Source organism: Streptomyces sp. NPDC089799, from assembly GCF_040684755.1.
Classification (GTDB): Bacteria; Actinomycetota; Actinomycetes; order Streptomycetales; family Streptomycetaceae; genus Streptomyces.
Window position 1 is genome coordinate 1 of record NZ_JBFBGR010000048.1, and the last position, 13,782, is coordinate 13,782.

A 13,782-nucleotide genomic window follows, 5' to 3' on the forward strand; every position below is an offset into this window, starting at 1 on the left:
GAGGGGAGGCGGGTGGTCGTCCGCTCGTCGGGCTGCCGACGGCGCGGGTGGGCCGCCCCCCCCCCCCCCCCCCCCCCCCCCCCGCCGCGGGTGCCGCCTAGGCCGAGGGCTCGGCCGGGGCCTTCGGCGCCTCCGGGAGGGCCGCGTCGCCCGGCGCCTGGTCCGGCCCGTTCTCCGGGTGGTGGCAGGCCACCTGGTGACCGGTCTTCAGCGCCAGCAGCGGCGGCTCCTGCGTCTTGCAGATCTGCGTCGCCTTCCAGCACCGCGTGTGGAAGCGGCAGCCGCTGGGCGGGGCGATCGGCGAGGGGACGTCGCCCTTCAGCAGGATCCGGCCGGTCTTCGCACCGCGCCGGCGCGGGTCCGGTACCGGCACCGCCGACAGCAGGGCGTTGGTGTACGGGTGCATCGGGGACTCGTAGAGCGAGTTGCGGTCCGCCAGCTCCACGATCTTGCCCAGGTACATCACCGCGATGCGGTCCGAGACGTGCCGGATGACCGAGAGGTCATGGGCGATGATCACGTAGGTGAGGCCCAGCTCCTCCTGGAGGTCGTCCAGCAGGTTGACCACCTGCGCCTGGATCGACACGTCCAGCGCGGACACCGGCTCGTCGGCGACGACCAGCTTCGGCTTGAGCGCGAGCGCGCGGGCGATGCCGATGCGCTGGCGCTGGCCGCCGGAGAACTCGTGCGGGTAGCGGTTGTAGTGCTCCGGGTTCAGGCCCACCAGTGACAGCAGCCGCTGGACCTCCGCCTTGATCCCGCCCTCCGGGGTGACCCCCTGGAGCTTGAAGGGGGCGGAGACGATCGCACCGACCGTGTGCCGCGGGTTCAGCGAGCCGTACGGGTCCTGGAAGATCATCTGCACGTCGCGGCGGAGCGGGCGCATGCCCGAGACGCCGAGGTGCGTGATGTCCTTGCCCTCGAACTCGATCTTTCCGCTCGTGGGCTCCAGCAGCCGGGTGATCAGCCGGCCCATCGTCGACTTGCCGCAGCCGGACTCGCCGACCACGCCGAGGGTCTCACCGCGGCGCACGTCGAAGTCGATGCCGTCGACGGCCTTGACGGCGCCCACCTGGCGGCGCAGCAGCCCCTTGTTGATGGGGAAGTGCTTGACCAGGCCGGTCACCCTGAGCAGGGGCTCCGGGGAGGCCGCGGACTGCGCGGGAAGCGTCACGGCGGCCGTCTTCCCGTCGCCGGCGCCCGTCTTGCCGTCCTCGGCGCCCGTCTTCTTGATGTCGGTCACAGCTTCGGCGCAATCTCTTCGGTCCAGATCCGGGTCCGCTCCTCCTGCGACATGTGGCAGGCGGACCAGTGCCGCTCGCCGTCCGGGCTCACCAGCTCCGGACGCACCGTCCGGGTCAGGTTGTCCTTGGGCACGTCGGCGTACGGGCAGCGCGGGTTGAAGGCGCAGCCGCTCGGGATGTTGATCAGGCTGGGCGGGGAGCCCTTCACCGGGATCAGCCGCTCGGTCTGGTCGCGGTCGATGCGCGGCATCGAGCCGAGCAGGCCCCAGGTGTAGGGGTGCCGGGGCTCGTGGAACACCTTCTCGGCCGAGCCGCGCTCCACGCACCGGCCGCCGTACATCACCAGGATGTCGTCGGCCATCTCGGCGACCACGCCGAGATCGTGGGTGATCATGATGACGGCGGAGCCGAACTCCTTCTGCAGGTCCCGGATGAGGTCCAGGATCTGCGCCTGGACGGTGACGTCCAGGGCGGTGGTCGGCTCGTCGGCGATGAGCAGCTCCGGGTTGTTGACCAGGGCCATCGCGATCATCGCGCGCTGGCGCATGCCGCCGGAGAACTCGTGCGGGTAGGCGTCGACGCGCTTGCCCGGCTCGGGGATGCCGACCCGGTCGAGCATCTCGACCGCCCGCTTCTTCGCCGTCTTCTTGTCGACGGCGTGGTGTGTCCGGTACGCCTCGACGATCTGGTGGCCGACCGTGTAGTAGGGGTGCATGGCGCTCAGCGGGTCCTGGAAGACCATCGCCATCTTGCGGCCGCGCAGCCGGCGGACCTCGTCGTCGTCGGCGCGGAGCAGCTCCTCGCCGTCGAGCCAGACCTCGCCGCCGATGACGGGGCGGCTGCGCGCGTTGCCGGTGCGGTGCAGGCCCATGACGGCCAGCGAGGTCACCGACTTGCCGGAGCCGGACTCGCCGACGATGCCGAGGGTCTTCCCGCGCTCCAGGTCGAAGGAGAGCCCGTCGACGGACTTGACCAGGCCGTCGTCGGTCGGGAAGTGGACCTTGAGGTCACGGACGGAGAGGAACGCGTCCGTGCGGGGTCCCGCCTGCTCGGGGACCAGGGGGGTGGTGCGGTTCTCGGTCACGTCAGCCTCACGCGCGGGTCGATGACGGCGTACAGCATGTCCACGATCAGGTTCGCCATCACGACGAAGAGCGCCGCGAGCAGGGTGACACCCATGATCACCGGGAGGTCGCCGTCCCTGATCGCGCCGACCGCCGCCGTGCCCAGGCCCTGGAAGTTGAAGGTGGTCTCGGTGAGGACGGCGCCGCCGAGGAGTCCGCCGAAGTCCAGGCCGAACATGGTGACCAGCGGGGTGAGGGTGGAGCGCAGGGCGTGCTTGCGGATGACCACCCGCTCGGTGAGCCCCTTCGCGCGGGCGGTACGGATGTAGTCCTCGCCGAGCACCTCCAGCATGGTGGCGCGGGTGATGCGGGCGTAGGTGGCGGCGAAGAGGAAGGCCAGGGTGATCCAGGGGAGGATCATGCTGTTGAGCCAGGCCGCCGGGTCCTCGGTGATCGGCCGGTAGTTGGAGACGTCCAGCCAGCCCAGGCCGTAGACGAGGATCGCCGGGGCGAGCATGCCGGTGAAGAAGATCGGCAGCGAGACGCCGGCGAGGGCGCCGACCATCACTGTCCGGTCGATGGCTGTCCTGCGTTTGAGTGCCGAGATGACGCCGGTCAGCACACCCGCGAGGACCCAGATCACGGCCGCGCCCAGGGCGAGCGAGACGGTGACGGGGATACGGTCGAGCATCATGTCCCACACCGGCGTCTCGCTCTTGAACGAGTAGCCGAAGCAGGGGGCCGGGCAGTGCGTCGTGTCGACGCCGTTGTCGTAGTCGCGGCCCGCGACGATGCCCTTCACGAAGAGCAAGTACTGCTCGGAAATGGGCTTGTCGAAGCCCATCTTCACGCGGATGCCCGCCAGGGCGGTCTCATTGGTCTCGCGGCCGGCGTACATCAGCGCGGGATCGGACCCGGTGATCTTCGGCACCGCGAAGAAGATGCCGAAGGTGACCACGGAGACCACCAGCAGCGTGGCGACGACGTTGAAGAGTCGCCGGATGAGGTAGACGAGCACTGCAGTCGGCCGCCAGGGCCGGCGGCCGCCGCCCCTTGTGGGGACGGCAGCCGCCGCCTGCGGCCTTCACCTGCCCTTCGGACTAGCGCATGTGCGGTGAAGGCACGTGCCTGACAGTTACTTGACGACGCCCACCGTGGCGAGGTCGATCTTTCCGTACGACTCGTTGAAGAAGACGTTCGTCAGACGCGGGTTGTGGTAGACGAAGGCCTTGTCGAAGTTGATGGGCAGGTACAGGGCCTTCTCCATCACCTTCTTGTTGATGTCCGTGTAGAACGGCGCGGCCTCTTCGGGGGTCTTGGCGGCAGCGGCGTCGTCGAACAGCTTGTTGATCTCCGGGTCGTTGATCTCGGTGTAGTTGTTGTTGCCGTTCGGCAGGATGAAGGAGCCGTCGACCAGCGGCTGCAGGAAGCCCGCGCCGGAGTTGTAGTCGGCGCCCCAGCCCATGACGATGATTCCGTAGCCCTTCTTGGCCACGTTCTCGGGCGAGCCGATCGTGGAGGAGGAGAGCTTGCCGTCGTACTGGTCGATCTTGGCCTTGATGCCGACCTTGTCGAGCGCGGCCTGCAGGGACTCGGCGGTCTTGACCTCGGCGGCACGGTTGTTGCGGACCGCGATGGTGGTCTCGAAGCCGTCCGGCTTGCCGCACGCCTTCAGGGCCTCCTTGGCCTTGTCGGCCTGCGGCTGGCCCTTGGTCAGACCCCACGGGTCGTAGGACTTGTCGGAGCCGGGGATGCCGGGCGGCAGCATGTTGGCGCCGAGGTCACCGGAGGTCGGGCCGCCGCGGGCGGTCTGCAGGGACTTCGGGTCGGCCGCGTAGATGACGGCCTTGCGGCACTCGATGTTGTCGAACGGCGCGACCTTCTGCGCGAAGGCCATGTAGCGGATGTAGCCCGTGAACGGGTTGTCCGCGTGCTCCTTGAGCTTCGCGTCCTTGAGGACCTTGTTCTTGGCCGCGGTGAGCAGGCCGGTGCCGTCGACCGCGAGGTCGATGTCGCCGTTGAGCAGGCGCTGGTCCATGTCCTCGGCGTTGGTGGTCACCGTGAAGGAGACCTTGTCCGGCAGACCCTTGCGGATCGGGTCGGTCTTCGGGTCCCAGTGCTCGTTGCGCACGAAGGTCGCGCCCTTGCCGGCGGTGAAGCTCTCGACCTTGTACGGGCCCGTGGAGACCGGCTGGTTGGTGTACTTGGCGCCGGTGTCCTTGGCCGCCGGGACCGGCGAGGAGCCCGGCATGGCCAGCAGGTAGCTGAAGTCCGAGTTGGCGGCCGCCAGGTTGAAGACGATGGTCTTGTCGTCCGGCGTCTGGACCGACTTCAGACCCATCTTCGCCGGGTCGGCGTCCTTGTACGGGCCGGGGTACTTCTGGCCCTGGTCGAGGACGTCGATCAGGTACGTCGGGCCGCCGGACAGCACGTCCTGCGCGAAGACGCGCTCGATGCCGTACTTGATGTCCTTCGAGGTGATCGGCGAGCCGTCCTCGAACTTCACGCCGTCCTTGAGCTTCAGCGTGTAGGTCTTGCCGTCGTTGCTGATCTCGGGCAGCGACTGCGCGAGGTCCGGGACCAGCTTGGTGCCGTCCTTGCCGGGCTTGGCGTCGTACGCGAGCAGCTGGCGCACGAAGAGGCGCTGCATGTTCCACACGAAGCCGTAGTAGGCACGCGCCGGGTCGAGGTAGTCGACGTCCTGCGGCGACCAGAGCTTGAGCTCGCCGCCCTTCTTGTCGGACGCGTTCACGACACCCTTGGTCGCGGCGTCGAAGGCGGCACCGGAAGCGCCGGCCTTGCCGTCCTTGGCGTCATCGCCGTCGCCACCGCACGCGGCGGTCAGCGACAGAGCGGCGATCACTGCGGTGATCGCGAGTGCCTGCTTTCTGCGGATCACGATGGGTCCAACCTCCATGAGTGGGTGAATCGTTGAAGCGGTTCAGCTGCCCTTGGGGTCGAGTGCGTCACGCAGCCCGTCCCCGAAGAGGTTGAACGCCAGGACGGTGATGAAGATCGCGAGACCGGGGACGACCATGAACATGGGGGCGTCCTGGTAGATGGGGACGGCGTCGGAGAGCATCTTTCCCCAGGAGGCGGTGGGCGGCTTGACGCCGGCGCCGAGGAAGCTGAGGGCCGCCTCCGTCAGGATGTTGGTCGGGATGATCAGCGTGGTGTACACGAGGATCGGCGCGACCAGGTTGGGCAGCAGCTCCTTGATCAGGATGTAGCCGCGTCCGGCGCCGAGGCTGCGGGCCGCCTCGACGTACTCGCGTTCGCGCATCGAGATGGTCTGGCCGCGGACGATGCGTCCGATGTACGGCCAGCCGAAGAAGCCGATGACGATGACCAGGACGCCCATCCGGACGCCGGTGCCCTCGAAGCCCCAGACGGAGTTGGGGACCACGGAGACCAGGGCGATGGTGAACAGCAGCTGCGGGAAGGCCAGCAGCAGGTCCATCACCCGGCTGATCAGTGCGTCGACCCAGCCGCCGAGGAAGCCCGCGAGGGCGCCCAGCAGGCTGCCGATGATCACCGAGACGAAGGCGGCCAGGAAGGCCACGGTCAGGGAGATGCGCGCGCCGAAGACGATCCGGCTGAAGATGTCGCGGCCGTTGGTCGGTTCCACGCCCAGCAGGTAGTCCGAGCTCATGCCACCGAAGGAGCCGATGGGGGTGCCGAACTCGGGGTCGATCATCTCCTCGTGGAACTCGTTGGGCGGGTGGCCCAGCAGGCTCACGATCTGCGGCGCGAAGACCGCCACCAGGACCAGGAAGATCACGACGATGCCGCCGGTCAGTGCGACCTTGTCGCGCTTGAGCCGCATCCAGGCGATCCGGCCCGGTGAGCGGCCTTCGATGGCCTTGGCTGGGACGTCGGCTACGGCAACGGCCGCGGGTGCTTGTTCCGCGTTCGTGTCATGCAGTGGTGCCGTCATCGTGGTGGGGACCCCTCTCGGCCGACGGGTGAGCCGGCCCATGCCCGCCGCTGTGGCGGCGTTGGTGCGGAGTGGCGCTGTGAGTGCGAGTACAGGGAAGTGCGGGTACTGCGAAGTGCGGTGCTGCGCGGTGCGGGTACGGCGAAGTGCGGGTACTGCGAGGTGCGAAGTGCGAGGTGCAGGTGCTGCCGGTGCGGGTGCCGCGTGGTGCAGGTGCCGGTGCCGCGAGGTGCAGGTGCAAGTACGGGTGCAGGTGCAGGTGCTTCGGGTGGTGCTGCGCGTGCCGCGTGCGAACCGCGCGCCGAACCCTCGGTCGGGAGGACTGATCGGCTCTTGGTGGGGGAGTCTTCATCGGGCCGTCGACCAGCCGCCAGACCCGCAGATGAATGGATGCGCAACCGTGATGTGAGGGTCGGGTTCCCGTTATCCGGACTGTGGTGTCAGCTCAGCGGAGCAACACCGTCCGTTCGGTACGGAAGTGGACATCGTGCCCAACTGTCGCCAGCTGTGCGTTATTTGGGCCCTAGGACCGTCCAAATCCGGACAACACAAAGGCCGCACAGAACGATGTGTTCCGTGCGGCCCGATGGTCGCGCGTGCGGTCCTCCCCCAGGGGGGCCGCGGGGAATCTCAGTAGCCGGACGCCTGCGCCTCGCGGTCGTAGAAGGGCCGCGCCTGGGCCCTGAGCCACATCGCGACCGGGTCGTGCTCGTCGCCGAGCGCCACCGTGCAGACCGGTACGCCCTCGGGGACGGCGGTCACCGACTGGCGCATCATCTCGCGCACCGACTCCAGCGCGGCGGGGGAGGCGTCGTACAGGTCGAGCCCGACGGCGAGGTACGGCTGGCCGAGCGCCGGCTGCACCCAGGCGCGGCGGAGCGCGCGGACCACGGGGGTGCGGTGCGCGTGCTGGGTCAGCAGCCCGTAGAACTGCGGGAGCTCCAGCGCGGGTTCCGACAGCCGCAGCGGCCCGGCCGGCATCCGGTCCAGGCCGGTGGCCACCCGGCGCAGGTCGGCCCAGGGGATGCCCAGGCCGCCGCCCGGATCGTGCGGGTTGATCCACAGGCCCCAGCGGTCGGGGTAGAGGGCGCGGGCGATGTCCCGGCCGGTGACCACCTCGTACGCGCGGTTCCAGCCACTCGCGGCGAGCTCCTGCGGGGAGGTCACGCAGGGCGCGTAGCCGAGCCCGTCGACCTCCATGCCGCCGTACTGGGCGTCCGGGGAACCGGGCTGCCCCTGCCAGAGCAGCATCCACAGCCGGCCCTCGCCGAGCGCGTGCAGCAGTGACTCGTAGCTGTCATAACGCCCGGGGGCCACCTGGCGCAGCATGTGCTCGACCCGCCCGGCCGCGGCCGTGCCTGACGCACTCACCCGGTACCCCTCTTCGTCTCTTGTCCGCCCGTCAGCCCGGAAACCGCCACCAGCTTACGGGTGCCTAGGGCAGATAGAACGGGCGCACGCGCTCGCGGATGTGCTCGGCCACCGGATCGTCGGTGACGTCGAGCAGGATCAGGTGGACCGGCCAGGGGGGCTGGACCCGGTTCAGGGCGCGCGCCAGCGCGTCGAGGGGGGCATCGAGAGGGGCGCCGAGGGTGGCGTCCCGCTCCTCGGGCCGTTGTCCCAGCAGGCGGACACCGACCCAGAGCTCGGGGTCCCCGCCCTCGACGCTGGCGAGGCAGCGGTGGGCGGAGGCGACGACGCCGGTGGCACGGAACTCCTCCCCCGCGGCGGTGAGGAAGTCGACGGGCTCCTCCTGCCAGTCCGGCTCGAAGAGCCGGACCCGGCCGCCGCTGGGGCCGTCCTGCGGGGCCAGGCCGCCCCGGCAGAGCTCGGCGACGGCGGGCGGCGGCAGCGGGACGCCGACGGCGCCCTCGGGGTTCACGGCGATGCCGAGCTGCGGGGGCAGGCCGCGGGCGAACTCGACGGCCGGGGCCACGGCGAAGTCCATGCCGGGGCCGACGCAGGCGAGGAACTGCTGCTCGCTGGAGTAGACGGGGACGTAGGCGGCTCCGCCGATGTCCATGGTGGGCAGCCGCAGGCCGACGCTGTCCGGCCCGCCACCGGCCGGCAGCGGCACCCATACGCTGCTGCGGGCGAGCACCTCCAGGAGGCGGGGCCCGGCATCGGGGTCACCCAGCGCGGCCCCCAGCACCTGCTCCAGCTCGTTGGCGGGCCAGCCGCCACCTTGCCCCTCCATGCGTACTCCTCCCGGCTCCCGCGTTCGACGCCGAGGGTAACGGGTCGCCCGTCACCCGGCTCACCTGGCCTGTGGCGCCGGAGCAGCCCCCGCGCCGTCCTTCGACGACGCCCCCTCACCGCACCTCTCGGCAGGTTCGCGGCAGGCGGCCGTGACCGCCGACATCCAGGTGAGCGCCGCCTCCCGCTGCTCCCGGGTCAGCCCCGCCTCAAGCTCGGCCTCCCGTCGCAGGACGGCCGGAAGCGCCTCCTCGAAGCGGGTGCTCCCGCGATCGGTCACGTGCAACTGGTGCGTCCTGCGGTCGGTGGCGTGCGGGGAACGAGTGATCAGGCCGTCGCGCACCAGGGCCGCGAGCATCTCGTTCGCGGCCTGGCGGGTGCTCCCGACCGAGCGGGCCAGCTGTGCCACCGACATCCCCGGGGAGGTCCGGACCATCATCAGGGTCGCGAACTGCGGCACGGTCAACCCAAAACCCTCCAGCTCGGCCCCGATCTCCGCCCGCATGGTGAGCCAGGTGTGGCGGACCAGGAAGCTCAGCACGGGGCCATGGCTCTGCTCGCCCATGGGGCGACCTCCGAAGTCGTGATTGACAGGAACTTGACGAGTGGCCACGATGAAAGCAACCGTCAAGGACCTGACAATCATACGCCGCGGCCGAACCGGCCGAGCCGCACCGAGCCGAGCCGAGCCGAGCCGAGCCGCCCCCGAACCAAAGGCAGTCACGCATGTCATCCGCCGCACGCCCCACGTCCACACCGGCGCCCGCGCCCACGCCCACGCCCACGCCGGTACGGTCCGTGCCGCCACCGGCCCAACGCCGGCTCATCCTCGGCGTCCTCGTCTTCTCCCAGCTCCTCATCTGGCTCGACGGAACGATCCTGTCCACCGCTTTCGAGACGCTCTCCGACCCCGTCCGCGGGTTAGGCGCCACCCCCGGCCAGCTCCAGTGGGCCACGGGCGCCTACACGCTGGCCTTCGCGGGCCTGATGTTCACCGGGGGTGCGCTCGGCGACCGCTTCGGCCACCGCAACACCCTGCTGGCGGGCATGGCCCTCTTCGGCGCGGCCTCCGCCCTCGCCGCCTACGCCGCCACCCCCGCCCAGCTCATCGCCGGCCGCGCCGTGATGGGCGTCGGCGCCGCACTGCTCGTCCCGGCCACCATGGCGGTGGTCAGCTGGACCTTCGAGCCCGCGGAGCGGCCGGCCGCCTTCGGCATGCTGTCGTCCTTCGCCGGCGTCGGCATCGCCGCCGGGCCGATCCTGGCCGGTGCGCTGCTCGCGGCGTTCTGGTGGGGGTCGGTGTTCCTCGTCAACGTACCGGTGGTCGTCATCGGCCTCGGCTTCGTCGCGCGGTACGTGCCCAACTTCCGCAGCCCCCGGGCCCGACGCCTCGACCCGGCGGGTCTGGTCCTGTCGACCGGCGGCCTCGGGCTCCTCGCGTACGGCCTGATCCGCGCCGGCCAGGACGCGTCCTTCAGCCAGCCGCCCGTATGGGGCTGCACCGCCGCGGGCATCGTGCTGATCGCGGCGTTCGTCGTCACGGAGCTGCGGATCGCCCACCCCAGCTTCGATCCCCGGCTGCTGGCGCAGCGCCGCTTCGCTTCCGGGAACGTCACCCTGATGATGGTCTTCCTGGCCCTCACGGCCGGATCCTTCTACCTCGCCTTCTATCTGCAGGGCGCCCGCCAGTACTCGCCGTTCCAGGCATCGCTCCTGGGACTTCCGGGGGCGCTCGGAGTGGTCGTCGGCTCGCCGATCGCCGTCCGGCTGGCCCGCCGGACGTCCGTCCGATTCGTCTCCTCGGTCTCGCTCGCCGTCGCGGCCCTGGCCATGGGGGCCTTCGCCCTGTTCGACGCGACCACACCGATCGCCTGGTACTCGGCGGTCATGGTGGTCCAGGGCACCGCGATCGGCATGGTGATCGCTCCCGTCACGAGCGCGGTGCTGGGCTCCCTGCCACTGGAGCGCTCCGGTGCGGGCAGCGCGGTCAACAGCACCCTTCGCCAGACCGGCAGCGTGCTCGGCATCGCGGTCGGCGGCACGATCACCTCGATCGTCTACCGGCGCTCGATCGACGGCTCGCTCACCGGCCTCCCGGACCAGGCACGGGACCAGGCCCGGGTCTCGGCGGAGCTCGCCCGGCACGTGGCGGCCGCCACGCACGACGCGCGGCTCGCCGAAGCGGCCGACACCGCGTTCCTCCACGCCATGCACGTCGGTGCGCTCTGGACGGCGGGATTCGCCCTGGCCGGCGCGGCGATCCTGGCCATCGGCTTCCGGCCGGACCACCGTACGGGGCCGGCCAAGCGGACGGAGGGCGGCCGGGGAACCCCGGGCGGAGCCGACCGGGCGGCGGCGCGGTCCCGGCGTGATCCGAAGGGGACCCCCTGGTAGGCCGTCTCTTCCGGATCTTGCCTGACCCGCGCCGCCCGGCACCGCACCTCGCCGCCTCGACGGGGCACCACGTACGTCCGGTACAACAGCGCCCCGCCGACGGACTAGTCGCGGAAGGTCAGGTGGGTGAGGCGGATCGCGGCGGCGCGGTCCAGGAGGGTCGCCGAGGCGCAGCCGGCCGGGAGGCGGCCGGCTTCGGCGGCGCGGAGCAGCCGGCCGACCGCGCCGCGGTGCCGGGCGAAGGCGTACGCCGTCACGCCCCGGCCCCGGGCCGCCTGCCCCGACAGCGCCTCCGCCGGGCTGGCGTCCAGCAGGACCAGGTGGAGGGCGCGGCCGCGCCGCCGCGCGGCGCGCGCCAGCAGGCCGCGGACCCATGCCTGGGTGCCGCAGTCGTGCACCACCACGGACCGGCCGGAGCGCAGGACCCGGGCCAGGCCGGCGTAGTGCGCGATCCGGACCAGCGGGCGGTACAGCCCGTAGGGCAGCGCGGCCGGCATGCGGCGCTCCCAGCGCTCGCGGACGTCCTGCGAGTCGATGGCCGCGTCCCCCTCCGCGACCGCCCGCTTGATCAGTGTGCTCTTGCCGCCGCCGGGGAGCCCCGACACGACCACGATGTCGCCCTCGGCGAAGCCCAGGTGCGAGGGTCCGGCAGCGCGGCCCCTCAGGTCGCGTACGGCCGCCGCGGGGGCCGCGCCCTCCGCCGCCCGCGCCGGCACCCCGCGCTGGACCGGCACGCCCGCCGCCGGCGCCGCAGCGGCCGTGGCCGCCGCCGTCGCTGCCGCCGTCAGTCCGAGTCTCCGCACCGCACTCGCCTCCCCCGAATCGGGTCACCGGGATTCACCAGGAGTTCCCAGGACCCTTTCCCACTGAGTGTAAAGAGACGGTAATCCCGCAGGTCCGGTTCCGCCGCCGGCGTCCGGCCTTCGAGACCCGGGACGCGTCCGCCCCGCACACAGTTCCGGGCACAGTTCCGGGCCCGGCCGCCCATACGGCCGTATCCCGTGCAATGATGTGCGCCAACTGGACACCCAACTGCATACCGGCCGCTTGAATCCGCGCGGGAGAGTCCCGGCAGCCCCCCAGGGGGAGCCGGGCGCCGAAGGAGCAAGAACCTCCCTTGAATCTCTCAGGCCCCGTACCGCGTGGATGAGGCAGATCTGAAAAGCGAGCCGCGCTCCGCCGCGGCTCCACCCAAGGTGCAAGCCGAGCCCTGACCCGAGCGCGATCCGGTCCGTGCGTGACCGATGCGATCCCGTAGGTGACAGAGACTCTCGGCGAACCTCTCAGGTTCCGATGACAGATGGGGAGGATCGTCCTCGTCATGTCATGCCGTTGCCCTGGGACCTGGGAGCCGTACCGATGAGCAATGCCCCCCGTCTGACCGCGCTCGATGCGCTGCACCGTGAGCTCGGTGCGACCATGACCGACTTCGCGGGCTGGGACATGCCGCTGCGGTACGCCAGTGAGCGCGACGAGCACAACGCCGTCCGCACCCGGGCCGGCCTGTTCGACCTCTCCCACATGGGCGAGATCACCCTGACCGGCCCGGAGGCCGTCAAGGCCCTGGACCACGCCCTGGTCGGCAACATCTCCACGGTCGGCGTGGGCCGCGCCCGGTACACCCACATCTGCCGGGAGGACGGCGGCATCCTGGACGACCTGATCGTCTACCGCCTGGCCGAGACCGAGTACATGGTCGTCGCCAACGCCTCCAACGCCCAGATCGTGCTCGACGCGCTGACCGAGCGCGCGGCCGGCTTCAACACCGAGGTCCGCGACGACCGCGACGCGTACGCGCTGATCGCCGTCCAGGGCCCGGAGTCCCCCGGCATCCTCAAGAAGGTCACCGACGCCGACCTCGACGGCCTGAAGTACTACGCCGGCCTGCCCGGCACCGTCGCCGGCGTCCCCGCGCTGATCGCGCGCACCGGCTACACCGGCGAGGACGGCTTCGAGCTGTTCGTGAAGCCGGAGCACGCCGTGCAGCTGTGGCAGGCGCTGACCGAGGCGGGCGCCGACGCCGGCCTGGTCCCGTGCGGCCTGTCCTGCCGCGACACGCTCCGCCTGGAGGCGGGCATGCCGCTCTACGGCCACGAGCTGACCACCGCGCTGACCCCGTTCGACGCGGGCCTGGGCCGGGTCGTGAAGTTCGAGAAGGAGGGCGACTTCGTCGGCCGCGCCGCCCTGGAGGCCGCCGCCGAGCGCTCCGCGACCAAGGCCCCGCGCAAGCTCGTCGGCCTGATCGCGGAGGGCCGCCGGGTGCCCCGCGCCGGCTTCTCCGTGGTCGCGGACGGCAAGGTCATCGGCGAGGTCACCTCCGGCGCCCCCTCCCCCACCCTGGGCAAGCCGATCGCGATGGCGTACGTCGACGCGGAGCACGCCGCGCCCGGCACCTCCGGCGTCGGCGTGGACATTCGAGGTACCCATGAGGCGTACGAGGTCGTAGCCCTGCCGTTCTACAAGCGGCAGAAGTGACGATCCTCCCTACCGGGAGCCGTCTCATCCTTCAAGACCAACGTTCATCAGCACTCCCCTCATCCAGGAGAATCAGGTCATGAGCAACCCCCAGCAGCTGCGCTACACCAAGGAACACGAGTGGGTCACGGTGGTGGACGCGGACGGCGTCGCCACCGTCGGCATCACCGAGTACGCGGCCAACGCGCTCGGTGACGTCGTCTACGCCCAGCTCCCCGAGGTGGGTGACACCGTCACCGCCGGCGAGACCTGCGGCGAGCTGGAGTCCACCAAGTCGGTCAGCGACCTGTTCGCCCCGGTGACCGGTGAGGTCACCGAGGCCAACCAGGACGTCGTGGACGACCCGGCGCTCGTGAACACCGCCCCGTTCGAGGGCGGCTGGCTGTTCAAGGTCAGGATCACGGGCGGCGAGGACGACCTGATGACCGCCGACGAGTACACCGCGTTCGCGGGCTGACCTCCCACCACACCA

12 protein-coding genes and 1 riboswitch are annotated in these 13,782 nt (G+C 70.9%); of the genes, 3 read left to right on the plus strand and 9 right to left on the minus strand.

The annotated features are described in order from the left end of the window. Positions 1-97: 97 nt before the first annotated feature. The 8 genes from AB0O36_RS33805 to AB0O36_RS33840 form a co-directional block, all read right to left on the minus strand. The gene (locus AB0O36_RS33805) at positions 98-1,174 is read right to left on the minus strand and encodes a dipeptide ABC transporter ATP-binding protein (RefSeq protein ID WP_365117110.1); all 1,077 of its coding nucleotides are present in this window, start codon (positions 1,172-1,174) and stop codon (positions 98-100) included. A 65-nt stretch (positions 1,175-1,239) separates the two neighbouring features. Then, entirely contained in the window at positions 1,240-2,328 is a 1,089-nt protein-coding gene (locus tag AB0O36_RS33810; protein WP_365117013.1) for an ABC transporter ATP-binding protein, read from the minus strand. Further along, positions 2,325-3,326, minus strand: a complete 1,002-nt coding sequence (locus tag AB0O36_RS33815; protein WP_365117016.1) for an ABC transporter permease — start codon at positions 3,324-3,326, stop codon at positions 2,325-2,327. Before AB0O36_RS33815 ends, AB0O36_RS33810 begins: the two co-directional genes overlap by 4 nt. Positions 3,327-3,443: 117 nt before the next feature. Next, positions 3,444-5,225, minus strand: a complete 1,782-nt coding sequence (locus AB0O36_RS33820; protein WP_365117019.1) for an ABC transporter substrate-binding protein — start codon at positions 5,223-5,225, stop codon at positions 3,444-3,446. A 24-nt stretch (positions 5,226-5,249) separates the two neighbouring features. Continuing rightward, positions 5,250-6,245: an ABC transporter permease gene (locus AB0O36_RS33825; protein WP_365117022.1), complete on the minus strand. Its 996-nt coding sequence runs from the start codon at positions 6,243-6,245 to the stop codon at positions 5,250-5,252. A 630-nt stretch (positions 6,246-6,875) separates the two neighbouring features. Continuing rightward, positions 6,876-7,616: an enhanced serine sensitivity protein SseB C-terminal domain-containing protein gene (locus AB0O36_RS33830; protein ID WP_365117025.1), complete on the minus strand. Its 741-nt coding sequence runs from the start codon at positions 7,614-7,616 to the stop codon at positions 6,876-6,878. A gap of 64 nt (positions 7,617-7,680) precedes the next feature. After that, positions 7,681-8,442: an enhanced serine sensitivity protein SseB gene (locus tag AB0O36_RS33835; RefSeq protein ID WP_365117028.1), complete on the minus strand. Its 762-nt coding sequence runs from the start codon at positions 8,440-8,442 to the stop codon at positions 7,681-7,683. Between the two features lie 60 nt (positions 8,443-8,502). Then, on the minus strand, positions 8,503-9,006 hold the full coding sequence (locus AB0O36_RS33840; RefSeq protein ID WP_365117030.1) for a MarR family transcriptional regulator: 504 nt from the start codon (positions 9,004-9,006) through the stop codon (positions 8,503-8,505). A gap of 161 nt (positions 9,007-9,167) precedes the next feature. Between AB0O36_RS33840 and AB0O36_RS33845 the strand changes: the two genes are divergently transcribed. After that, positions 9,168-10,835: an MFS transporter gene (locus tag AB0O36_RS33845; protein ID WP_365117031.1), complete on the plus strand. Its 1,668-nt coding sequence runs from the start codon at positions 9,168-9,170 to the stop codon at positions 10,833-10,835. Positions 10,836-10,939: 104 nt separating this feature from the next. On the opposite strand, the gene AB0O36_RS33850 is transcribed toward AB0O36_RS33845, so the two are convergent. Continuing rightward, positions 10,940-11,569, minus strand: coding sequence for an AAA family ATPase (locus tag AB0O36_RS33850; RefSeq protein ID WP_365117112.1), 630 nt, complete (start codon positions 11,567-11,569; stop codon positions 10,940-10,942). A 314-nt stretch (positions 11,570-11,883) separates the two neighbouring features. Next, positions 11,884-11,986: riboswitch (glycine riboswitch) on the plus strand. A gap of 208 nt (positions 11,987-12,194) precedes the next feature. On the opposite strand from AB0O36_RS33850, the gene gcvT reads away from it, so the two are divergent. After that, a complete protein-coding gene (gene gcvT, locus AB0O36_RS33855) occupies positions 12,195-13,310 on the plus strand; it encodes a glycine cleavage system aminomethyltransferase GcvT (RefSeq protein WP_365117034.1) in 1,116 nt (371 codons plus the stop codon). A gap of 79 nt (positions 13,311-13,389) precedes the next feature. Beyond that, complete coding sequence (gene gcvH, locus AB0O36_RS33860) at positions 13,390-13,767, plus strand: glycine cleavage system protein GcvH (RefSeq protein WP_365117037.1); 378 nt, start codon at positions 13,390-13,392, stop codon at positions 13,765-13,767. Positions 13,768-13,782: the final 15 nt, after the last annotated feature.